18 protein-coding genes and 4 tRNA genes are annotated in these 21,683 nt (G+C 52.3%); 17 read left to right on the top strand and 5 right to left on the bottom strand.

Features of this window, described 5'->3' with window-relative positions; genetic code table 11:
• The first annotated feature begins 166 nt into the window (after positions 1 to 166).
• From wecA to PMPD1_RS21605, 16 genes are all read left to right on the top strand, one after another.
• A complete protein-coding gene (gene wecA / locus PMPD1_RS21680) occupies positions 167 to 1,261 on the top strand; it encodes a UDP-N-acetylglucosamine--undecaprenyl-phosphate N-acetylglucosaminephosphotransferase (protein WP_173635987.1) in 1,095 nt (364 codons plus the stop codon).
• A 34-nt stretch (positions 1,262 to 1,295) separates the two neighbouring features.
• Positions 1,296 to 2,327 (top strand): ECA polysaccharide chain length modulation protein, encoded by a 1,032-nt coding sequence (gene wzzE / locus PMPD1_RS21675; RefSeq protein WP_173635986.1) that lies wholly within the window; start codon positions 1,296 to 1,298, stop codon positions 2,325 to 2,327.
• Positions 2,328 to 2,384: 57 nt separating this feature from the next.
• A complete protein-coding gene (gene wecB / locus PMPD1_RS21670) occupies positions 2,385 to 3,515 on the top strand; it encodes a non-hydrolyzing UDP-N-acetylglucosamine 2-epimerase (RefSeq protein ID WP_173635985.1) in 1,131 nt (376 codons plus the stop codon).
• On the top strand, positions 3,512 to 4,774 hold the full coding sequence (gene wecC, locus PMPD1_RS21665) for a UDP-N-acetyl-D-mannosamine dehydrogenase (RefSeq protein ID WP_173635984.1): 1,263 nt from the start codon (positions 3,512 to 3,514) through the stop codon (positions 4,772 to 4,774). Before wecB ends, wecC begins: the two co-directional genes overlap by 4 nt.
• On the top strand, positions 4,771 to 5,871 hold the full coding sequence (rfbB, locus tag PMPD1_RS21660; protein WP_173635983.1) for a dTDP-glucose 4,6-dehydratase: 1,101 nt from the start codon (positions 4,771 to 4,773) through the stop codon (positions 5,869 to 5,871). Before wecC ends, rfbB begins: the two co-directional genes overlap by 4 nt.
• A gap of 3 nt (positions 5,872 to 5,874) precedes the next feature.
• The gene (gene rfbA / locus PMPD1_RS21655) at positions 5,875 to 6,756 is read left to right on the top strand and encodes a glucose-1-phosphate thymidylyltransferase RfbA (protein ID WP_173635982.1); all 882 of its coding nucleotides are present in this window, start codon (positions 5,875 to 5,877) and stop codon (positions 6,754 to 6,756) included.
• On the top strand, positions 6,734 to 7,426 hold the full coding sequence (rffC, locus tag PMPD1_RS21650; protein WP_173635981.1) for a dTDP-4-amino-4,6-dideoxy-D-galactose acyltransferase: 693 nt from the start codon (positions 6,734 to 6,736) through the stop codon (positions 7,424 to 7,426). The genes rfbA and rffC overlap by 23 nt, the downstream gene beginning before the upstream one ends.
• 4 nt (positions 7,427 to 7,430) lie before the next feature.
• Positions 7,431 to 8,561 carry a dTDP-4-amino-4,6-dideoxygalactose transaminase gene (rffA, locus tag PMPD1_RS21645; RefSeq protein WP_173635980.1) on the top strand — a complete coding sequence of 377 codons (1,131 nt, stop codon included), beginning with the start codon at positions 7,431 to 7,433 and terminating at the stop codon, positions 8,559 to 8,561.
• Position 8,562: 1 nt separating this feature from the next.
• A complete protein-coding gene (gene wzxE / locus PMPD1_RS21640; RefSeq protein ID WP_173635979.1) occupies positions 8,563 to 9,813 on the top strand; it encodes a lipid III flippase WzxE in 1,251 nt (416 codons plus the stop codon).
• On the top strand, positions 9,810 to 10,883 hold the full coding sequence (gene wecF, locus PMPD1_RS21635) for a TDP-N-acetylfucosamine:lipid II N-acetylfucosaminyltransferase (protein WP_173635978.1): 1,074 nt from the start codon (positions 9,810 to 9,812) through the stop codon (positions 10,881 to 10,883). The genes wzxE and wecF overlap by 4 nt, the downstream gene beginning before the upstream one ends.
• Complete coding sequence (gene wzyE, locus PMPD1_RS21630) at positions 10,880 to 12,226, top strand: ECA oligosaccharide polymerase (protein WP_173635977.1); 1,347 nt, start codon at positions 10,880 to 10,882, stop codon at positions 12,224 to 12,226. Before wecF ends, wzyE begins: the two co-directional genes overlap by 4 nt.
• A gap of 45 nt (positions 12,227 to 12,271) precedes the next feature.
• Complete coding sequence (wecG, locus tag PMPD1_RS21625; RefSeq protein WP_173635976.1) at positions 12,272 to 13,012, top strand: lipopolysaccharide N-acetylmannosaminouronosyltransferase; 741 nt, start codon at positions 12,272 to 12,274, stop codon at positions 13,010 to 13,012.
• Between the two features lie 180 nt (positions 13,013 to 13,192).
• Positions 13,193 to 13,269, top strand: a tRNA-Arg gene (locus tag PMPD1_RS21620).
• Positions 13,270 to 13,327: 58 nt separating this feature from the next.
• A tRNA-His gene (locus PMPD1_RS21615) sits at positions 13,328 to 13,403 on the top strand.
• A 17-nt stretch (positions 13,404 to 13,420) separates the two neighbouring features.
• Positions 13,421 to 13,507, top strand: a tRNA-Leu gene (locus PMPD1_RS21610).
• Positions 13,508 to 13,536: 29 nt separating this feature from the next.
• A tRNA-Pro gene (locus tag PMPD1_RS21605) sits at positions 13,537 to 13,613 on the top strand.
• A 589-nt stretch (positions 13,614 to 14,202) separates the two neighbouring features.
• Here the strand turns inward: PMPD1_RS21605 and hemY are convergent.
• Genes hemY through hemC form a run of 4 tightly spaced genes read right to left on the bottom strand, consistent with a single transcriptional unit; the run spans position 14,203 to position 18,232 of the window.
• Positions 14,203 to 15,393, bottom strand: a complete 1,191-nt coding sequence (gene hemY / locus PMPD1_RS21600; protein ID WP_173635975.1) for a protoheme IX biogenesis protein HemY — start codon at positions 15,391 to 15,393, stop codon at positions 14,203 to 14,205.
• Between the two features lie 3 nt (positions 15,394 to 15,396).
• Positions 15,397 to 16,530 carry a uroporphyrinogen-III C-methyltransferase gene (gene hemX, locus PMPD1_RS21595; protein ID WP_173635974.1) on the bottom strand — a complete coding sequence of 378 codons (1,134 nt, stop codon included), beginning with the start codon at positions 16,528 to 16,530 and terminating at the stop codon, positions 15,397 to 15,399.
• A 23-nt stretch (positions 16,531 to 16,553) separates the two neighbouring features.
• Positions 16,554 to 17,294 carry a uroporphyrinogen-III synthase gene (hemD, locus tag PMPD1_RS21590; RefSeq protein ID WP_173635973.1) on the bottom strand — a complete coding sequence of 247 codons (741 nt, stop codon included), beginning with the start codon at positions 17,292 to 17,294 and terminating at the stop codon, positions 16,554 to 16,556.
• Positions 17,291 to 18,232: a hydroxymethylbilane synthase gene (gene hemC, locus PMPD1_RS21585; RefSeq protein ID WP_173635972.1), complete on the bottom strand. Its 942-nt coding sequence runs from the start codon at positions 18,230 to 18,232 to the stop codon at positions 17,291 to 17,293. The genes hemD and hemC overlap by 4 nt, the downstream gene beginning before the upstream one ends.
• 287 nt (positions 18,233 to 18,519) lie before the next feature.
• Here hemC and PMPD1_RS21580 point away from each other — a divergent pair, with 287 nt between their 5' ends.
• The gene (locus PMPD1_RS21580; protein WP_173635971.1) at positions 18,520 to 21,075 is read left to right on the top strand and encodes a class I adenylate cyclase; all 2,556 of its coding nucleotides are present in this window, start codon (positions 18,520 to 18,522) and stop codon (positions 21,073 to 21,075) included.
• A 33-nt stretch (positions 21,076 to 21,108) separates the two neighbouring features.
• Here the strand turns inward: PMPD1_RS21580 and cyaY are convergent, their stop codons facing one another.
• Positions 21,109 to 21,429 (bottom strand): iron donor protein CyaY, encoded by a 321-nt coding sequence (gene cyaY, locus PMPD1_RS21575; protein WP_173636313.1) that lies wholly within the window; start codon positions 21,427 to 21,429, stop codon positions 21,109 to 21,111.
• Between the last annotated feature and the right edge of the window lie 254 nt (positions 21,430 to 21,683).

The following is a 21,683-nucleotide window of genomic DNA, read 5'->3' as shown; positions in this document are numbered from 1 at the left end:
TCAGGAGTACAAAATAGACTGCGGTCATAACTGCCTGGGTTGCATGCTTGTTTGCACAAAAAAACAGCGGTTAACCCGGTAGTTTGGCAGAATTCAGATTTCGGATAATCAATTGGGCATAATAATTGCTTATAGTTATTCAGATTCTTAGCTGAGAGCTGTTAATGTGAACTTACTCAATATGAGTACCGAGCTTGCTTTAATCTTCCTTTTTTCACTGGCCTTTCTCTTTTTTGCTCGTAAGGCAGCCAAAAAAATAGGTTTGGTTGATAAACCAAACTATCGAAAACGTCACCAGGGATTGATTCCGCTGGTTGGCGGCATTTCCGTTTATGCCGGAATCTGCTTTACCTTCGCCATCACTAATTATTATGTCCCGCATGCAATACTGTATTTGTTCTGCGCCGGGGTGCTGGTACTGGTTGGCGCATTGGACGATCGCTTTGATATTAGCGTGAAGTTTCGCGCGGTGGTACAAGCCGGTATCGCCATCGTGATGATGTCAGTCGGTAAACTCTATTTACTGAGTCTGGGGTTTATTATTGGCCCGGTCGAGCTCATCGTCGGCCCGTTTGGCTATGTATTGACGCTGTTTGCCGTTTGGGCGGCGATTAACGCCTTTAACATGGTGGACGGTATTGATGGTTTGCTGGGCGGTCTCTCCTGTGTGACCTTTGCTGCCATGGGCATCATTCTTTATTTTGATGGGCAGCCCAGTCTTGCCGTGTGGTGTTTTGCGATGATTGCCGCCACCCTGCCTTACATCATGTTGAACCTTGGTATATTCGGTAAACGGTATAAAGTGTTTATGGGCGATGCGGGCAGCACGCTGATTGGTTTTACCATTATCTGGATCCTCCTGGAGACGACACAAGGGCAGAGTCATCCGATTACGCCAGTTACCGCGTTATGGCTAATTGCCATTCCGTTGATGGACATGGTGGCGATCATGTATCGCCGTTTGCGTAAAGGGATGAGCCCGTTCTCTGCCGATCGCCAGCATATCCACCATTTAATTATGCGGGCCGGTTTCACCTCTCGTCAGGCATTCCTTCTGATCACGCTGGCAGCTGCCTTGCTGGCGGGCGTCGGGGTGCTGGGAGAGTATCTGGCATTTATTCCCGAGTGGGTCATGCTGGTGCTCTTTTTGTTCGCTTTTTTGTTATACGGCTACTGCCTGAAACGCGCATGGCGCGTTGCACGGATGGTGAAACGCATCAAACGTCGTTTGCGTAATGCTAATGAAAACAAAATACCGTAAGACCTTTGGATAGCCTTAAAAGGATACCTTGTTTATGACCTCTACCTATGTGGATAACGAGCTGGATATTCGCGGACTCTGTTACACCTTATGGCGAGGAAAGCGCTGGATTATTGGGTTGGCGCTGCTGTTTGTCGTGGTTGCTTATTTATGGTCGCTGGTGGTGAAGCAGGAGTGGAGCGCCACGGCAATTACCGATCGTCCAACGGTAAATATGCTGGGTGGGTTCTATTCACAACAACAATTTCTGCGCAATCTTGATGCCAGTAATAACACGCTGGCGGTTGCCGCGCCTGAGCCGACAATCATGGATGAGGCTTATCAAGAGTTTGTTATGCAACTCTCCTCGTGGGATACGCGGCGTGATTTCTGGTTACAGACCGATTATTACGATCACCATAAAAGCGGTAATGCCAGAAAAGACGCGGTGTTACTGGATGAGATGATTAACAACATCCAGTTTACGCCAGCCGATGCGACCAAAAATATTAGCGATAGCGTCAAGCTGGTGGCAGAAACCGCGCCTGATGCGAATAACCTCTTACGCCAGTATGTTGCGTTTGCCAGTGAACGAGCGGCATCACATTTGAACGCTGAGTTAAAAGGCGCGTGGGCAGCGCGAGCGCAGCAGTTGAGCGCCCAGGTTCAGCGCCAGGAGGAAGTCGCCACGGCAGTCTACCAACGGCAAATACATAGCGTTGAGCAGGCGTTAAAGATTGCACAACAGCAGGGCATCGATCAGGCGAAAACCACCACGCCTTCCGAACAATTGCCGGATTCGGAGTTGTTCTTGCTGGGGCGGCCAATGTTACAGGCGCGGCTGGAGAATTTACGCGCCAGCGGGCCAAGTTTCGACCTGAGTTATGACCAAAATAAAGCGATGCTTAACACGCTGTCTATCGGGCCGAAACTCGCCGTGCGTTTTCAGACCTACCGCTATTTGCGGACCCCGGAAGAGCCCATAAAACGCGATAGTCCGCGTCGAATGTTTTTAATGATTATGTGGGGTGCAGTGGGTGCGCTAATCGGCGCAGGCATTGCACTGGTTCGCCGTCCTCGTGCTTAAATGCGCGCTTACCGTGGCCTTTATTGCGGCAGCGGTAAACGAACAAAGAGAATGACAGTGAAAGTTCTTACAGTTTTTGGCACGCGACCGGAGGCGATAAAAATGGCGCCGCTGGTCCATGCTTTAGCCCAGGATGAGGCTTTTGAATCTCGCCTTTGCGTAACCGGACAGCATCGAGAAATGCTGGACCAGGTGCTGCGCCTGTTTACGCTAGTGCCCGACTATGATCTCAATATTATGCGGCCGGAACAGGGGCTGACGGAAATTACCTGCCGTATTCTGGAAGGGCTGAAGGACGTGTTTACCTCCTTTCGACCCGATGTCGTGCTGGTTCATGGCGATACCACCACCACGCTGGCTGCCAGCCTCGCTGCGTTTTATCACCGGATTCCGGTCGGCCACGTTGAGGCCGGGTTGCGAACCGGCGATCTCTATTCGCCGTGGCCAGAAGAGGCCAATCGTAAATTAACCGGTCATCTGGCGACCTGGCACTTCGCCCCAACGGAAAATGCCCGGCAAAATCTGGTACGTGAAGGTTTGTCCGCTGAACGTATCTTTGTCACCGGTAACACGGTGATCGATGCTCTGTTATGGGTTCGTGACCGAGTGTTATCTGATGAAGCATTGTACCGCAGCCTGGCTGCGCGTTATCCGTTTCTCGACGAAAATAAAAAGATGATTTTGGTTACCGGCCATCGGCGCGAAAGCTTCGGCGGCGGGTTTGAGCGTATTTGCAGCGCCTTGGCGGAGATTGCTCGTACGCACCCTGAGGTACAAATTGTGTATCCGGTGCACCTCAATCCCAATGTGAGCGAGCCGGTTAACCGTATTCTGCGCGATATTGAAAACATTGTCTTAATTGAGCCGCAGGAGTACTTGCCGTTCGTCTATCTGATGCATAAATCCTGGTTGATCCTGACGGACTCCGGCGGTATTCAGGAAGAGGCGCCTTCGCTCGGAAAACCAGTGTTGGTGATGCGTGAAACTACCGAGCGCCCGGAAGCGATTGATGCTGGCACGGTGCGCCTGGTCGGAACGGATATCGCCAAAATTGTATCGGAAGTCACGCGCTTGCTGGATGATGAAGCGGCCTGGCATGCCATGAGCCACGCACATAATCCCTATGGGGATGGGCATGCCTGCGCGCAGGTTTTGCAGGCGCTAAAAGATAACAGAGTAACGCTATGAGTTTTAAAACTATTTCCGTGATCGGGCTGGGTTATATTGGCCTTCCAACCGCTGCCGCGTTTGCTTCAAGAAAAACGTCGGTAGTGGGGGTTGATATTAATACCCACGCGGTTGATACCATTAATCGCGGTGAAATTCATATCGTGGAGCCGGATCTGGATCGCGTGGTCAAGGAGGCGGTAGAACAAGGCTTTTTGCGTGCCGTGTCGCAACCGTTGGCGGCGGATGCCTTTTTGATTGCGGTTCCTACGCCGTTTGCAGGCGACCATCAGCCGGATATGACTTGGGTTCGCGCTGCCGCTGAATCCCTGGCGCCGGTGCTGAAAAAAGGTGATTTGGTGATTTTGGAGTCCACCTCGCCAGTCGGTGCGACCGAGCAAATGGCCGAATGGCTGGCACAGGCTCGCCCGGATTTGCGCTTCCCACAGGATGCTGGCGAGGCGGCCGAAATCCACATCGCTTACTGTCCGGAGCGCGTGCTGCCGGGGCAAGTGATGGTTGAATTAATCAAAAATGATCGGGTTATCGGTGGCATGACGCCAGCCTGTTCTGCGCGCGCCTGCGAGCTTTATCAAATTTTCCTCGAAGGAGAGTGCGTCGTCACCAACGCGCGTACTGCGGAAATGTGTAAGCTAACGGAAAACAGTTTCCGCGACGTCAATATCGCTTTCGCCAATGAGCTATCGCTTATCTGCGCTGAACAGGGGATTGATGTTTGGGAGCTAATCCGGCTGGCTAACCGGCATCCGCGCGTCAATATATTGCAACCTGGGCCGGGCGTAGGCGGGCACTGCATCGCGGTGGATCCGTGGTTTATCGTGGCGCAAAACCCTGACCTGGCGCGCTTAATCCGCACCGCGCGTGAAGTTAACGACGCCAAGCCGCATTGGGTGCTTAAACAAGTAAAAGCCACCGTGGCGGATTGTCTGGCTGCCGAGGGCAAACGCGCCGCCGACCTGAAAATTGCCTGTTTTGGTCTGGCTTTCAAGCCGAACATTGATGATTTACGCGAAAGCCCGGCGATGGAGGTCGCCCATCTGATCGCCGAATGGAACCCCGGTGAAACCTGGGTGACGGAACCTAATGTGCATACTATCCCGCCGAAACTGGCTCGCGAGGCAACGTTGGTGACGCTGGAGCAGGCGTTGGCACAGGCCGATGTTTTAGTCATGCTGGTCGATCATCAGCCGTTTAAAGCGATTGCGCCGTCACAGATTAAGCAACGCTGGGTGGTGGATACCAAAGGAGTGTGGCGATGAAACAGTTTTTGGTGACCGGCGGCGCCGGGTTTATCGGTTCGGCGGTTGTCAGGTTTTTGATTGAGCACACCCACCACCACGTGGTGGTGGTAGATAAACTGAGTTATGCGGGCAATTTGGCTTCACTGGCAACGGTGGCGGACTCACCGCGTTTTGCTTTTGAACAGGTTGATATTTGTCAGCGTGCGGCAGTGGATCGCGTTTTGGCCGGTTATCAACCGGATTGCATTATGCATTTGGCGGCCGAGAGCCATGTTGATCGTTCTATTGATGGCCCGATCGCGTTCATTGAAACCAATATCGTTGGCACTTACCAGCTACTGGAAGCTGCGCGCCATTACTGGCAAACGCTGGAGGGGAAGAAAAAAAACGATTTTCTTTTCCATCACATCTCAACCGATGAAGTCTTTGGCGATCTGCATGGTGTGGAGGATAAGTTTACTGAAACCACGCCCTATGCGCCGAGCAGCCCCTATTCCGCCAGCAAAGCCAGTAGCGATCATTTGGCGCGCGCCTGGATGCGTACCTATGGTTTACCGGTGGTTGTGACTAATTGCTCCAATAATTATGGGCCCTATCACTTTCCGGAAAAACTGATCCCGCTGATGATTATTAATGCGCTGGCGGGCAAACCGCTGCCGGTCTATGGTAACGGCGGTCAAATTCGGGATTGGCTGTATGTCGACGATCACGCGCGTGCGCTCTATACCGTAGTCACGGCGGGCGTCGTCGGTGAAACCTATAATATTGGCGGCCATAATGAACGTCGAAATATTGAGGTGGTCGAAACGCTGTGTGAGTTGCTGGAAGAGCTGGCGCCAAATAAACCGGCGGGCGTGAGTCAATATCGTGATTTGATCACCCGAGTGGCCGATCGTCCGGGGCATGATCTGCGTTACGCGATTGATGCCGCTAAAATTGAACGCGAGTTGGGTTGGCGCCCGCAGGAAACGTTTGAAAGCGGTATTCGCAAAACCGTTATCTGGTTCCTGAACCACCAAACATGGTGGCGCGATATTCTCGACGGCAGCTATCGGGGAGAGCGCCTCGGCCTGGCCGAATCTTCACCACCACCGAGTGCGGCAGCGAAGGAGTAAGCGATGAAAGGCATTATCCTGGCGGGTGGCTCCGGCACGCGGCTTCATCCGATTACGCGCGGCATTTCGAAGCAGCTCCTGCCAATTTACGATAAGCCGATGATTTACTATCCGCTATCGGTGCTAATGTTGGCCGGTATCCGCGATATTCTGATCATTACTACGCCAGAAGAGTTGCCGCACTTCCAGCGTCTGCTGGGCGATGGCTCGGATTTTGGCATCCATCTGCACTATGCCAGCCAGCCTAGCCCGGATGGGTTGGCGCAGGCGTTCTTGATCGGTGAAACCTTTATTGGGAAAGATGCCTGTTGCCTGGCGTTGGGCGATAATATTTGGTTTGGGCAAGGGTTCAGTCCCAAATTGAAAAAAGTGGCGGCACAAACGCGTGGCGCAACGGTTTTTGGTTACCAGGTGATGGATCCGGAGCGTTTCGGTGTCGTGGAGTTTGATGACAATTTCCGCGCGCTGTCGATTGAGGAAAAACCGCAGAATCCGCGTTCCCGGTGGGCGGTAACCGGTCTCTATTTCTACGATAATCAAGTGATTGATTTCGCCAAACAGGTGAAGCCTTCGCCGCGTGGCGAGTTGGAAATCACCAGCATTAACCAAATGTACTTGGCGCGTGGTGAATTAACCGTCGAACTGTTAGGGCGTGGATTCGCATGGCTGGATACCGGCACACACGATAGCCTGATTGAGGCCAGTACCTTTGTTCAAACCGTTGAAAAGCGCCAGGGCTTTAAAATTGCCTGCCTGGAAGAGATCGGTTGGCGCAACGGCTGGTTAGATGATGACGCAGTTCGCATCGCGGCAGAGGCGCTGGCAAAGACCGGCTACGGTAAATACTTATTGGATATTCTCCATGCACGCCCGCGCCAGTATTAAACCGCTGGAGTGGGAAAATCAGTTTTTTAACCGCCATAGCGCACTACTGACGTTGGATGATACGCAGGCGCTTGAGTTGGCGCGTCTGGATGATTTCGATCTGGTGCAGGCGAAGGTTTCGGCGCAGCAGACGGCGGCGTTAGATTGGCTAGGACAATGTGGTTTTCATTTAGTTGAGGGCGAAGCCGACCTGGCGCTGCCGATAGAGACCACCACGCGGCAAAGCGGTATTCGCATCGCACGGGCGGAACATATTCCGGCGTTGCGCGCGGTAGCTGCAGAAGCTTTCGCGCTGAGCCGCTTTCGTGCACCGTGGTATCCGCCGGATGCCAGCGCGCGCTTTTACGCTCAATGGGTGGAAAATGCGGTGCAGGGTACTTTCGATCATCAGTGTTTGCTCGCCACCGATCAACAGGGAAGGCTGCAAGGATTTGTCTCGCTGCGTAAGCTGGCGAACGATGAAGCGCGAATCGGTTTGCTGGCATCGGTACCCGAAGCGCGAGGGCAAGGCGTTGGCGCCCGGTTAGTGCTGGCAGCGGCGGATTGGTGTAATGCACATCGGCTAACGCGGTTACGCGTGGCGACACAACTAAGCAACGTAGCCGCGATGCGGCTCTATCTTCGCTGCGGTGCAACACTTGAAAGCACCGCTTACTGGTTATACAGGTAATCCGATGATTCCATTTAACGCGCCACCAGTGGTGGGAACCGAACTCGAATATATGCAGTCGGCGATGGAGAGCGGCAAACTCTGCGGCGACGGCGGGTTTACCCGCCGTTGTCAGCAGTGGCTGGAACAGCATTTCGGCAGCAAAAAAGTGTTGCTGACGCCTTCCTGCACCGCATCTTTAGAAATGGCGGCCATGCTGATTGATATTCAGCCGGGTGATGAAGTCATCATGCCGAGCTATACCTTCGTCTCTACCGCTAATGCTTTCGTGTTACGCGGCGCCACCATTGTGTTTGTCGACATCCGTCCGGATACCATGAATATCGACGAAACGCGGATTGAAGCGGCGATTACCGCTAAAACGCGTGCCATAGTGCCCGTTCACTACGCAGGCGTCGCCTGCGACATGGATGTGATCATGGCGCTGGCGGAAAAATATAAGCTGTACGTGATTGAAGATGCGGCGCAGGGCGTGATGTCGAACTGGCGTGGTAAAGCGTTAGGTAGCATTGGTCATATCGGTTGTTTCAGTTTTCATGAAACCAAAAACTATACCGCAGGCGGTGAAGGTGGCGCGACGTTAATTAACGATAAGTCGTTGGTGGAACGCGCGGAAATTATTCGCGAGAAGGGTACTAATCGCAGCCAGTTTTTCCGCGGCCAGGTGGATAAATATACCTGGCGTGATATCGGCTCCAGTTATCTGATGTCCGATATCCAGGCCGCTTACCTTTGGGCGCAGTTGGATGCTGCGACACGCATCAACCAACAACGCCTCCATCTCTGGCAGCGTTATTACGACGCGCTGCAGCCGATCGCCGCCAGTGGGCGCATCACGCTACCCTCCGTGCCGCCACAGTGCCGCCACAATGCTCATATGTTTTACATTAAGTTGCGTGATGAAGAAGACCGCGCGGCGTTGATTCGCTGGTTAAAAGAAGCCGAAATCCTGGCGGTGTTTCACTATATTCCGTTGCACTCTTCCCCGGCAGGCCAACGTTTTGGTCGCTTTGATGGTGAAGATCGTTACACCACGGTAGAAAGCGAGCGGCTGTTACGCCTGCCGCTGTTTTATAATCTATCGGAAAATAATCACAATACGGTGCTCAACTCGTTACTGAGCTTCTTCTCCTGATATGTCTATTGCTAAAGCATCGGTATGGACCGCCGCCTCTACCTTGGTAAAGATTGTGACCGGGCTGGCGGTGGTGAAATTACTGGCGGTCAGTTATGGTCCTGGCGGCGTGGGGCAAGCGGGGAATTTTCGCCAGTTAATTACAGTATTAGGGGTACTCGCCGGTGCCGGTATCTTTAACGGCGTGACTAAATATGTGGCGGAATATCAGCAACAGCCTGCGCGTTTAAAAGCGGTAACCGGCACCGCATCAGCGATGGTGCTTGGGTTTTCAACCTTGTTGGCGCTGGTTTTCCTGCTAGCCGCAGAACCGATCAGCGAGGGATTATTTGGGCACAACGGTTACCAGGACGTGATTCGTCTGGTGGCTTTTCTACAAATGGGGATTGCCTGGGCAAACCTCTCGCTGGCTATCATGAAAGGGTTTCGTGACGCGCAAGGTAATGCGTTAGCGGTGATATTGGGTAGCCTGATTGGTGTGCTGGCGTGGTTTATTTGTCATTGGCTGGGCGGCTATAGCGGCGCCTTACTGGGCCTGGCGTTAGTACCGGCATTGGTGGTGATCCCCGCCGCCTGGTTATTGGCAAGGCGTGACCATTTACCGCTGGGTTACTTAATGCCTTGCTGGCACGCTGAACTGGCGCGCTCACTGTCGAAGTTTACGCTGATGGCGTTGATTACTTCAGTGACATTGCCGGTGGCGTGGATGATGATGCGAAATCTCCTGGCCGCCCGTTATAGCTGGGAGGAGGTTGGGCTATGGCAGGGCGTAACCAGTATTTCCGATGCTTATCTGCAATTTATTACCGCGACATTTAGCGTTTATCTGCTGCCGACGCTTTCGCGGCTGACCGGTAAAGCGGAAATCTCGCGTGAAATTTTCCGGGCGTTACGTTTTGTGATCCCGGCGGTGGCGGCGGTCAGTTTCTGTATCTGGCTATTGCGTGATTTTGCCATCTGGCTGCTGTTTTCCTCTAAATTTTACGGCATGCGCGACCTGTTTATCTGGCAGTTACCGGGCGATGTGTTAAAAGTGGGCGCCTATGTTTTCGGATACCTGGTTATCGCCAAAGCGTCGCTGCGCTTTTATATTTTGACAGAGATAAGCCAGTTCATCTTGCTGACGGCTTTTTCGCGTTGGTTGATCCCGCTACATGGCGCAACCGGCGCGGCGCAAGCCTATCTGGCAACCTATTTGGTCTATTTCGCGCTCTGTTTTTGCACTTTTTTAATTTATCGCCGGAAAGTATGACGACACTGATTCACGTATTGGGCTCGAATATCCCGCATCATAATCAAACGGTCCTGCGTTTTTTCAATGACGTGATGAGCGTGGAGCAGCCCTGCGCCGCCGCCCGCGAGTTTATGGTGGTGGCCGCTGATAATCTCGATCTTAATACTTGGCCTGCGCTCTCGATCCGCGTCTTTCCTGATAAAAAAACGCTGGCACAGGCGGTGATCGCCCGCGCGCAGGATCGGCAGAGGCGCTTTTTCTTTCACGGCCAGTTTAATCCACAGTTGTGGCTGGCGTTGTTAAGCGGGCGCTTACGCCGTCGCCAGGTTTTCTGGCATGTGTGGGGAGCCGATCTGTATGAGGAGTCGCGTCGCCTGAATTTCCGGTTATTTTACTGGTTACGACGCCGGGCGCAGGGGCGTATTGCGCATCTGTTTGCTACCCGTGGCGATATTAACCATTATCAGCAGCGCCATGCGCGCGTGCCCGCTTCGCTGCTCTATTTTCCCACACGAATGCCTGCGTTGCCTCCTGTCACGGAGGGCGGTGAGACGCCATTTACCATTCTGCTGGGTAACTCTGGCGATGCCAGTAACCGCCACATTGAGGCGCTGACGGCAATACGCCAGCGCTTTGGCGATCGCGTTAACGTCGTGGTGCCGTTAGGGTATCCTGCCAATAATGAGGCGTATATCGCACGCATACGTCAGGCGGCGGATGCCTTATTTCAGCCTGGCACGGTGAAATTGCTCATTGATAAGCTTGATTTCTCCGCCTATCTGGCGCTGATTGCACGCTGCCATCTGGGGTATTTTATTTTTGAACGCCAACAAGGCATTGGTACGCTTTGCCTACTGATACAGGCGAATGTGCCGTTTGTGTTGAGCCGGAAAAATCCTTTCTGGCAGGATTTGGTTGAGCAGCAGGTGCCGGTGCTTTTTACTGAAGATGCACTGAGTGAAGAGGTGGTAGCCGAAGCGCGTCGCCAGTTCACGCAGTTGGATAAGTCACAGATTGCCTTTTTCGACCCCGCCTTTGTGCAGGGCTGGAAGCAGGCGCTCACCATTGCAGAAGGGGAGACAGTATGAGCCTCGCGCAGTTTGGCGGCTTGTTGGTGGTTTACCTGCTGTCACTCGGTTTTATCCTGACGCTAACCTGGCGTGAATTTCGCCGGGTACGTTTTAATTTTAACGTTTTCTTCTCGTTACTGTTTCTGCTTACGTTCTATTTTGGTTTCCCGCTGACCTGCATTTTAGTCTTGCGTTTTAACGTCGCGGTGGTGCCGCCGGAGTATCTGTTGCAAGCGTTGCTGGCGGCGACCGGTTTTTACGGCATCTATTACGTCAGTTATAAAACCCGTCTGCGCGCCAAACGAGAAACGGTAACACATCCGCTGTTTACCATTAATCGGGTTGAAGCGCACCTCATTTGGCTGTTACTCGCGTTGATTGCGCTCGGTACGGTGGCGGTTTTCTTCCTGCATAACGGGTTTCTGTTATTTAGGCTGCACTCTTATAGCCAAATCTTTTCGAGTGAAGTGTCTGGCGTGGCGCTCAAGCGTTTCTTCTACTTCTTTATCCCGGCGATGTTGATTTGCTATTTCTTAAAGCAAAACTTGCGCGGCTGGCTATTTTTCCTCGTCAGTACCGTGGCCTTCGGTTTGCTGACCTATGTGATTGTCGGCGGTACGCGCGCTAATATCATCATCGCGTTTGCCCTGTTTTTGTTTATCGGCATTATTCGCGGTTGGATCTCGTTATGGATGTTGGCGGTAGCGGGCGCGCTCAGTATTGTTGGTATGTTTGTTCTGGCGTTGCGCCGCTATAACCTTGATGTGAGTGGCGCCGAAGCGTTTTACACTTTTCTCTATCTCACGCGCGACACCTTTTCTCCGTGGGAAAACCTGGCATTATTGTTGCAAAACTACCACAAGATTGATTTTCAGGGCTTGGCGCCGATGGTGCGGGATTTTTATGTCTTTATTCCCGGTTGGTTATGGCCGCATCGTCCGACGATAGTGCTTAACAGCGCCAATTACTTTACCTGGGAAGTGCTGAACAACCACTCCGGGCTGGCGATTTCGCCCACATTGATTGGATCGCTGGTGGTGATGGGCGGCGCGGCATTTATTGCTCCGGGCGCAATTGCGGTCGGCCTGATAATCAAATGGTTCGATTGGCTGTATGAACGCGGCAAACGTGAAGAGAACCGCTACAAAGCAGCGGTTTTGCAAAGTTTTTGCTTCGGTGCGGTTTTCAATATGATCGTGCTGGCGCGTGAGGGGTTGGATGCGTTTGCCAGCCGCGTCGTGTTCTTCTGTATCGTATTTGGCTTTTGTATTCTGGTTGCCAAGCTTTTGTATTGGCTATTTGATAGCGCCGGGCTAATTCGTCCGCGCCATCGCCGTGCGGTTCAGCCGGCACCACAATAATAACTTCTCTCTCCGGCGGCGCCGGAACGACGTAAGGGAAAGAGGATGGATGTAACCTCGGGTACGCCACCATTCATGATTCGCGGCGTGGCGTTATATGGTTTTCAGCATATGGCGCAATTTCTGGATTTTCTTTTTACCGATGGCGCGATGCGTACCGGGACTTTAGTCGCGATCAATGCGGAAAAGATGCTCACCCTTGAGCGAAACGATGAACTCCGCGCATTGATTGCTGACGCGGAGTTTAAATATCCGGATGGCATTAGTATTGTGCGCTCTATTCGTAAAAAATACCCGCAGGCGCAGCTTGCGCGCCTTGCCGGCGCCGACCTGTGGGAAGCGATGATGGAGCGGGCAGGGCGGGAAGGTACGCCGGTATTTTTAATCGGCGGCAAGCCGCAAGTGCTGAATGAGACAGTGGAAAAACTGCGGCGTCAGTGGAAGGTAAATATTGTTGGCGCGCAGGATGGTTATTTTGCTCCTGCCGAGCGTGAGGCGCTGTTTGCCCGCGTGGCGGAAAGCGGTGCGAAAATTGTTACTGTCGCACTTGGGTCGCCAAAGCAGGAGTTGTTAATGCGCGATTGCAAGGCGGTGTTTCCCGATGCGTTATATATGGGGGTGGGTGGAACCTATGATGTATTTACCGGGCAGGTGAAACGGGCGCCGAAAATTTGGCAAAATTTGGGGCTGGAGTGGCTCTACCGCCTGATTTTACAACCGACGCGTTGGCGGCGGCAGCTCAGGTTGCTGAAATACCTCAAGTACCACTACCTCGGGCAACTGTGAATTTTTCTCTTCGGTTGCTTATTTTTCGTTCTAACAGGGCGTTTTTTCCGGCGAAACGGTCGAAAAACGGTGTGACTTTCGACGGAATGCACAAAGCGTAATCAAACGCGTTTTTTTATTAAAAAAGCATTGGACAGCATGGGATCAAATCCGTAGTATGCACATCCGCAACGGCGCTACGCGCCCGTAGCTCAGCTGGATAGAGCGCTGCCCTCCGGAGGCAGAGGTCTCAGGTTCGAATCCTGTCGGGCGCGCCATTAAGTCTGTGCGCAAGAGCTGCGGTGGTGAGATTGACCGCGTTAGAAGTAAGTAGTGGTGGCTATAGCTCAGTTGGTAGAGCCCTGGATTGTGATTCCAGTTGTCGTGGGTTCGAGTCCCATTAGCCACCCCAGATTTTGCATGGCAAATGCGAAGGTGGCGGAATTGGTAGACGCGCTAGCTTCAGGTGTTAGTGTCTTAACGGACGTGAGGGTTCAAGTCCCTCTCTTCGCACCACGCAAAAAGCAGTATCTTATGCAGTATTTCGGCGAGTAGCGCAGCTTGGTAGCGCAACTGGTTTGGGACCAGTGGGTCGGAGGTTCGAATCCTCTCTCGCCGACCATTTTCGAAACCCCGCTTTTTAGCGGGGTTTTTTGCGTTTGAAGCCCACGCCAAAATCGCACTACAGCCTTGCGCCGATGCTAATTGTCTCAATTCGGTGACAGCTAACTCACTGAGAAAAAACGAGTTTACCCAAAACGCTTTTGCCTGTCGCCATGCAGAGACGCCAACAGGCGGCAATGTCGGTTTTTAGCGACACGCCCTTTACGCTGTCAACAAGCGAAAATTAAAAATAAAACGTTAAAAATCAGTTATATAAATATGTAATTAAGTTAATCCAATTATATTGGCATGCACTATGCATTACCCTAGCTGTAGATGCTCATTCCGCCCCTTATGCTTGCTAAGGCTTCATAAACCTGGGAATGACGCAGAGCCATTTACGGTACCTGTTGTCCGCTCAGCCAATAGCGTTTTCGAACCTTTATTGGTGCTACGGACATTACGTTGAGTCGGGTACCAATCGGTTGTCTTACCGACCTGATCTTTACGCTTGCCAGTTTGGCAGGCGTTTTTTTTGGCCGCTACTTTTGGTAAGGCGAAAAAAAGCCGGGTAAACCCGGCTTAGGAAACAGAAAGAAAGCGTGTGCTTAAGGATTGTTTTTCAGCGTCAACAGCAAGCCATCGCGGCGCATTTTGGCCGCTTCCTCAGGGCGATGTAAACGATCGAGCGCATCCGCCAACCACGCATAATCAAATGGATCAGGACGTTGCGCCAATGCTTCTCGAAAGGCTTCGCTTGCCTGCTCCCATTCACCATGCTTCATCAGCAACTGACCTAGCGTACTGCTTAACAGTGGCGTAGTACCGTGTTGCTTGATTTGCTGACGCAGCGCTTTCTCAAGCTGCTCAGGATTACCGGTTTTTAGGCGCGGCATTAACAAGACCAGTCGCTCATCGTATTGACGTTTAAGGCCGCTCAGTACAATTTCCTGCGCGGTATCGTGATCGTCGCACTCGATTAAGTGATCAACCATCGCTACTTGTAGCGCGGGTTCATTGCGTGTCTTACGCGGCTGGTTTTGCCACCATTGCTTGAGACCATCGCTACCGCGATCGGCCATCGCCTGGCTCATTAAACCTAGCCACGCTTGCTGCTGTAGCGCGTCGCGATGGGCCTCATCAATGACCTGCACTTTCTCCATAGTAGGTAAGATGTCGAGCAGTGAACCCCAGGCCCCGGTACGGGTATAGGCTTGTTCGGCAAGACGCAAAACTGCCGGATGACGCGGTGCGACTTCCAGCAGTCGATCAACGCCGTGGCGCGCGGCGTGATCTTCATTACGTGCCAGTTGAAGACGCACTCGCGTAATTTCTACCGGCAGCGGATCGCTACTGGCCAATTCTGATGCGCGCTCAAGGTGCTGATTCGCGCGAATTTCATCGCCTCGTTGCTGGGCCGCTTCCGCCGCCAACAAGTAATTCACCACCGGCTGTTCTGCGTGATCGGCATTACGTGAAAGTAATTTCTCGACCTGTTTGTAATCACCCTCCGCTAATTTCACCAGCGCTTCATGGGTTTGACGCCGCGCCCGACTGCGTTTACGCCCAAGGAACCAGCCGCGTGTTTTCGCACCGGTACGGAACATGCGCCTTAGCGCCCACTCGACTAACAGGATAATAATCAGCGACAACACTAAAATGATCGCTAAACCGGTGACGCTGGTTTCAATGTTCCAGTTATCGGTTTGAATCAGCACATAGCCCTGATGCCCGGCAATCATCGGGCCAATCACGACACCGGCAATCAGCAGAAGGAAAAGCAAAAGCACTTTTAACATTGCTTATTCTCCCTGCTGCTGCGCGGAAGCGGAAGGCTGTGCCAGCAGATTACGAACGCGCGTTTGCATCACTTTATCCAGTAATGGCTGGCTGCTCAGCGAATCCGGCACGTCCATGGAAACACTTTGCTGGCTGAGATCGTCAAGCTGTGACAAAAAGGCTTTCGTATTGGGATCATTGGTATCAAACCAGGCGCGTACCCAAGCCGAAACCGTATCAATGGATTGTTTATAAATTTCATCCTGATGGCGCGGCACGGCCTGCGCCGCAATCAGCAAGCGAGAACGAATATTTTCACGTAAATATACGTCTTGATTCGGCGCCAATAATGGCTCAGCGGTATTATCCCGGCGACGGATGGTAATAAAATCATCCATAAAGTTATGCCAGCTTTTGACCAGATTTTGCCGCCACTCGCGCAGCGATGAAGTCAGTTCACCACTGTCGGTATCCATCGGCGTATCGTCGTTATCATTATCCGCTAAACGCAGGTTATCAACGCCGTTAGAGAGCTGATTTAGCTTTAAGATAATGCCATCGTAATCCACCTGGCTGACCGCCGAAAGATTACTGATATCTGAGGTTAAGGCGCGACGCACCTCAATTAAGCTGGGATCGTTCATATCGGCCAGACTGGCGTCGGCGCTTTTTAACAACGCTGCAGCGGTGGTGACATCCTGATCGCTCCACAACTTGCGTCCGGCCAGTTTCACCAGATAATCCGCCTGAGCAAGCAACCAGGTACGTGAATCGTTGCCGGAGATAGTCGCGACTTTTTCTTTTAGCTCATCCAACTGCTTACTAATGGCTTTCTGCTGCTCCTGCGCACTTTGTAACGCGTTGGTTTGCGCCGCTAACTGCTGCGTTAACTGCTGTTTATCGCCATTGGCCTGCTGCTGTAACGCGGTAAGTTTATCACTCAATGCCTGACTGGCATCGGCCTGCAATTGCAGTTGATGTTTACCGTTAATATACAACCCGGCACCTAACGCCAGCGCAATCACAATTGCCAGCACGCCAAGCGCGGTGCCGGTATTTTTGCTTTTGCGCGGTTCTGGTTGCTCTGGCGGCGTCGTGGTTTCTACCGCGGGGGTAGTCTCTTCAACCATGGCGGAGGAGTCTTTTTGTTCCGTCATTGTGGCACATCCCATATTTAAGTTTATTGTAACGCGCGCAGCAGCGCATCGTTATCAGCACCATCGGCTACCAGGATATTTCGCCAGCCTAATTCCCTGGCCAGAGTAGCCAAACGTTCGCTGACGACCACCAATCGGCAGCGCAGCAGCCATTCCTCACGGTCAATCGCGGGGAATAGCGAGTAAAGTTGTTGCAGCATCTCACCGCTGGTTACTACCAACGTCTCGATCCCACGTTCACGCCAACGTCGCCCTTCAATAAAACCATCATAATGTTTAGCGCAACGTTGGTAACATTCCAAAAACAGAACCTCGGCTCCGCGTTCGCGCAGCGTATGGCCCAATAATTCGCGCCCGCCATTGCCGCGCAAAATCAACGCCCGTTTGCCTTTCACTCGTCTGAGCGCGGGCAATTGGATCAAAATTTCACTGGTTTCGCTTTCGTGCGGGTACTCAACCGCTAATCCGCTGGCGGTATGTAAAGCCAACGCGGTACTGCGCCCTATAGCATAATAGTTCAGGCTGGCGGGCCATGTTAAACCCGCTTGTTGTAATAACGGTTGTGCATAATGAATAACATGCTGCGACAGTGCGAAAACCAAATCAGCCGGCTGCAAGGCGGCTAACTGGCCGGGCAGCCGATCCAGCTCGCGCCCGGGAGTGAATTCAATCAAAGGAAAGCTCCAGGCAACCAAACCCAGCGTACGCAGACGGGTGACCAGCTCCTCGGCGGCTGGCGATGGGCGAGTTACCAGGATCGTCATCCGGGAGGATTCCCCTGATAGACTTCACGCAAAATCTCGCGTGCGCCATTTTCCAGCAGCTCTTCTGCCAGCGAAATCCCCATTTGTTCTGCGTGCTGACGCGGGCCGCGCCGCTCGCCAGAAATGAGCGTTTTACCATCAGGCGACCCTACCAAACCGCGTAACCACAGCGTATCGCCTTCCAGGACCGCGTAACTGCCGATGGGCACCTGGCAACCGCCTTCCAGACGTGTATTCATCGCGCGTTCAGCTTTCACTCGGGTTGCGGTGTCATCGTGATTAAGCGCCGCCAACAGCGTAATAGTTTGTTGATCGTCGAGACGGCACTCAATGCCTACCGCACCCTGACCCACGGCGGGCAAGGACTCTTCGGCGGGCATGGCATAGCGAATTCGTTCGCTGAGCCCCAGGCGTTTCAGCCCGGCAGCCGCGAGGATAATCGCGTCATATTCACCGGCATCCAGTTTTGCCAGCCGGGTACCGACATTGCCACGCAATGAGCGGATCACCAGGTCAGGACGGCGTGCGCTAATTTGGCACTGGCGACGCAGGCTGGAGGTGCCGATCACCGCGCCTTGCGGTAAATCGTCAAGGGAGAGATAGTGATTGGAAACAAAGGCATCAAGCGGATCGTCACGCTCACAAATGGTCACCAACCCCAATCCTTCAGGAAACGCTACCGGTACATCCTTCATTGAATGCACCGCAATGTCGGCACGGTGTTCAAGCATTGCTAGCTCAAGCTCTTTGACAAACAGCCCTTTGCCGCCGACTTTAGCAAGCGGCGTATCAAGCAAAACGTCGCCACGGGTGACCATGGGCACTAATTCAACGCGTAGTCCTGCATGGCAGGCCATCAGGCGTTCTTGAACATATTGTGCCTGCCATAAAGCAAGCGGGCTTTGCCTGGTGGCAATTCTTAAAATTTTGTCTAACATGCTTGTTACCGTTTTTGACAGTTCACTGATTATCCTATCATTGATAGGTGAACGCTGTCAGTTTCAACGGGGTTTAAAAGGGTAGGGAAAGCGCTCAAAAGGATTAGACGGGCCGGTTGACTGTAAAACATGCTAGACTATGTGTAGCGCAACTTTCTTTACGGTCAATCTGCCAGGTGTTAGATTGATCACGTTTCCAGCAATAATTCGCACGACTATTTTTAGATTAAGCGGCGGATTTCGGAAACAGGGTTTTTGTAAGCACTGGGACAATCAGGCGAGACGTCTTGTACCTCTACATTGAGACACTGAAACAGAGACTGGATGCCATAAACCAGTTGCGTGTTGATCGCGCACTGGCTGCAATGGGACCTGCTTTTCAACAGGTTTACAGTCTGCTGCCAACCTTATTACATTATCATCATCCGCAGATGCCGGGTTACCTTGAGGGTAACGTTCCACATGGCATCAGCTTTTTTACGCCTGATGAAAACCAACAATCCTGGCTAAACGCCCAACAGGATAAATCCGGTATCGCCGTCGTCGAGCCGGTCAAAGGTGAAATGCCGATTACCGGCGTTTACTCAATGGGCAGCACCTCCTCCGTGGGTCAAAATACCATTTCCGATCTGGATATCTGGGTCTGCCATCAGGCATGGCTGGATAATGAAGAGCGCCTTTGTTTGCAGAAAAAATGTACGCTGCTGCAAAAGTGGTGTGCCTCAATGGGCGTCGAGGTGAGTTTTTTCCTGATTGATGAAAACCGCTTCCGCCATAATGAAAGCGGGAGCCTGGGCGCAGAGGATTGTGGTTCTACTCAGCATATCCTGTTACTGGATGAGTTTTATCGCACTGCGGTACGCATGGCGGGTAAACGTATTCTGTGGAATATGGTGCCGGGCGAAGAAGAAGAGCATTACGACGATTATGTTATGACGCTCTACGCGCAGGGCGTTTTGACGCCGAATGAGTGGCTGGATCTGGGCGGTTTGGGTACGTTGTCTGCCGAAGAGTACTTCGGTGCCAGCCTGTGGCAGTTATATAAAAGTATCGATTCACCGTATAAAGCGGTGCTGAAAACGCTGCTGCTGGAAGCGTATTCTTGGGAGTACCCCAACACGCAATTACTGGCGATGGATATTAAACAACGTCTGCATGATGGTGAGATCGTTTCATTTGGCCTTGATCCTTACTGCATGATGCTGGAGCGCGTGACGCACTATTTGACCAGTATTGACGATCATGCGCGTCTTGATTTAGTGCGCCGTTGTTTTTATCTGAAAGTGTGTGAAAAACTGTCGCAGGAAGAGAACCGGCATCATGTTGGATGGCGGCGTGAGATCCTGAACCAACTGGTTAAAGAGTGGGGCTGGGATACTGAGCGTCTCACCATTCTTGATAGCCGGGCGGACTGGAAGATTGAACGTGTACGCGAGGCGCATAATGAATTGCTGGATGCGATGATGCAGAGTTATCGTAATCTGATCCGTTTTGCCCGGCGCAACAATTTAAGCGTCAGCGCCAGCCCACAAGACATTGGGGTGTTGACCCGTAAGTTGTACGCGGCCTTTGAAGCGTTGCCGGGTAAAGTGACGCTGGTCAATCCGCAAATTTCACCTGACCTGTCTGAACAGCATTTGACCTTTATTCATGTCCCGAACGGGCGCGCCAACCGGGCGGGCTGGTATCTTTATAACCAGTCGCCGGATATGAGCTCGATCATTAGCCACCAGCCGCTCGAATATAACCGTTACCTGAATAAGTTGGTGGCGTGGGCTTGGTTTAACGGGTTGTTGACCGATAAAACGCGTTTGCACATTAAAGGCAATGAAATTTGCGACCTGGCGCGTTTGCAGGAACTGGTGGCGGATGTTTCGAGCCACTTCCCGCTGCGCTTGCCCGCGCCGACGCCAAAAGCGCTATATAGCCCCTGCGAGATTCGTCACCTGTCGATTATTGTCAATCTCGAATATGATCCGACTGCGGCGTTTCGCAATCAGGTGGTGCATTTTGATTTCCGTAAGCTGGATGTGTTCAGCTTTGGAGAGCAGCAGCAGTGCTTGATCGGCAGTATCGATCTGCTCTACCGCAACTCATGGAATGAGGTGCGTACGTTACATTTCAACGGCGAGCAGGCGATGATCGATGCATTAAAAACCATTCTTGGCAAAATGCATCAGGATGCCGCGCCGCCGGATGCGGTTGAAGTTTTTTGCTACAGCCAGCATTTACGCGGTTTAATTCGCACGCGCGTTCAGCAGTTAGTATCGGAATGTATTGAGTTGCGCCTCTCTAGCACACGGCAAGAACCGGGGCGGTTTAAAGCCTTACGCGTTGCCGGGCAAACCTGGGGGTTGTTTTTTGAGCGCCTGAGCGTTTCAGTTCAAAAACTGGAGAACGCGGTGGAATTTTACGGCGCGATTTCGAATAACAAACTGCATGGCCTGTCGATCAAGGTGGAAACCGATCAGACACGCTTACCGGCGGTAGTGAATGGGTACGCCAGCGAAGGCATCATTCAGTTCTTCTTTGAAGATACTACCGACGATCGCGGCTTCAATATCTATATTCTGGATGAGGCCAACCGCGTGGAGATTTACCACCATTGCGAAGGGAGTAAAGAGGAATTGGTGCGTGATGTCAGCCGCTTTTACTCTTCCTCGCATGACCGCTTTACCTATGGCTCTAGCTTTATCAATTTCAATTTGCCGCAATTTTATCAAATTGTGAAAGCCGATGAGCGCTTACAGGTCATTCCCTTTCGTAGCCAGGCTTTGACACAATTGTGCGCAACCATGCCGGACAATGACAACGTCGATTATCTCCAGCGCTACCAGATGTAAGGCCGGGCGGCGCGAAACCACCGCCCTTGCGGCCTAGTTGAAGCTGATTTGCTCGCCTGACTGTGCGCTACAGGCTTCTTCCAGCAGTTGCCAAAAATCAAAACCGCTGCGGTCGCATATCCACTTGTCGCCTTTATAATCAAAGTGATAGCCGCCACCTTTGGTCGCCAGCCAAACTTGATGAAGCGGCTCCTGGCGGTTAATGACAATTTTGCTACCGTTTTCGAAGCTCAGCGTCATGATGCCGCCGTGCGTTTCGTAATCAATATCGCTGTCGCCATCGTAGGCGTCGAGATGCTCTTCGATGGATAACATCAGGCCGTCAGCCAGTTGGTGAAATTCACTGTCGTTCATCATTGCTTCCTTTGTCGTTTGGCTGAGTATAACGTGGTGTCTCGGTTTGCAAAATATACCCGTCATACTTCAAGTTGCATGCGCGTTGGCTTTGACCAGGGACTCGCTGCGTCGCCGCCTTCCTGCCGCTCGAATTATTTAGGGTATACACCGGTATTATCGCCATAACGGAAGGGTGCGAATCATCAATTCCTATTGCTTTTCAGAGTTCACCTGCGATGATAAGCAACCTGATACAGCATTAATCATGAGCA

The sequence above is a fragment of the Paramixta manurensis genome, from assembly GCF_013285385.1.
Lineage (GTDB): Bacteria > Pseudomonadota > Gammaproteobacteria > Enterobacterales > Enterobacteriaceae > Paramixta > Paramixta manurensis.
The sequence above is the reverse complement of the archived record's forward strand: the minus strand, read 5'-3'. Positions and strand labels throughout refer to the sequence as shown.

Bases quoted from the DNA above. Each gene is read 5' to 3' on its own strand.
- hemY (WP_173635975.1), bottom strand. From the start codon at position 15,393: ATGTTAAAAGTGCTTTTGCTTTTCCTTCTGCTGATTGCCGGTGTCGTG.
- hemC (WP_173635972.1), bottom strand. From the start codon at position 18,232: ATGTTAGACAAAATTTTAAGAATTGCCACCAGGCAAAGCCCGCTTGCT.
- wecC (WP_173635984.1), top strand. From the start codon at position 3,512: ATGAGTTTTAAAACTATTTCCGTGATCGGGCTGGGTTATATTGGCCTT.
- wzyE (WP_173635977.1), top strand. From the start codon at position 10,880: ATGAGCCTCGCGCAGTTTGGCGGCTTGTTGGTGGTTTACCTGCTGTCA.
- rfbB (WP_173635983.1), top strand. From the start codon at position 4,771: ATGAAACAGTTTTTGGTGACCGGCGGCGCCGGGTTTATCGGTTCGGCG.
- wzzE (WP_173635986.1), top strand. From the start codon at position 1,296: ATGACCTCTACCTATGTGGATAACGAGCTGGATATTCGCGGACTCTGT.
- wzxE (WP_173635979.1), top strand. From the start codon at position 8,563: ATGTCTATTGCTAAAGCATCGGTATGGACCGCCGCCTCTACCTTGGTA.
- rffA (WP_173635980.1), top strand. From the start codon at position 7,431: ATGATTCCATTTAACGCGCCACCAGTGGTGGGAACCGAACTCGAATAT.
- wecG (WP_173635976.1), top strand. From the start codon at position 12,272: ATGGATGTAACCTCGGGTACGCCACCATTCATGATTCGCGGCGTGGCG.
- rffC (WP_173635981.1), top strand. From the start codon at position 6,734: ATGCACGCCCGCGCCAGTATTAAACCGCTGGAGTGGGAAAATCAGTTT.
- hemD (WP_173635973.1), bottom strand. From the start codon at position 17,294: ATGACGATCCTGGTAACTCGCCCATCGCCAGCCGCCGAGGAGCTGGTC.
- hemX (WP_173635974.1), bottom strand. From the start codon at position 16,530: ATGACGGAACAAAAAGACTCCTCCGCCATGGTTGAAGAGACTACCCCC.
- rfbA (WP_173635982.1), top strand. From the start codon at position 5,875: ATGAAAGGCATTATCCTGGCGGGTGGCTCCGGCACGCGGCTTCATCCG.
- wecF (WP_173635978.1), top strand. From the start codon at position 9,810: ATGACGACACTGATTCACGTATTGGGCTCGAATATCCCGCATCATAAT.
- cyaY (WP_173636313.1), bottom strand. From the start codon at position 21,429: ATGAACGACAGTGAATTTCACCAACTGGCTGACGGCCTGATGTTATCC.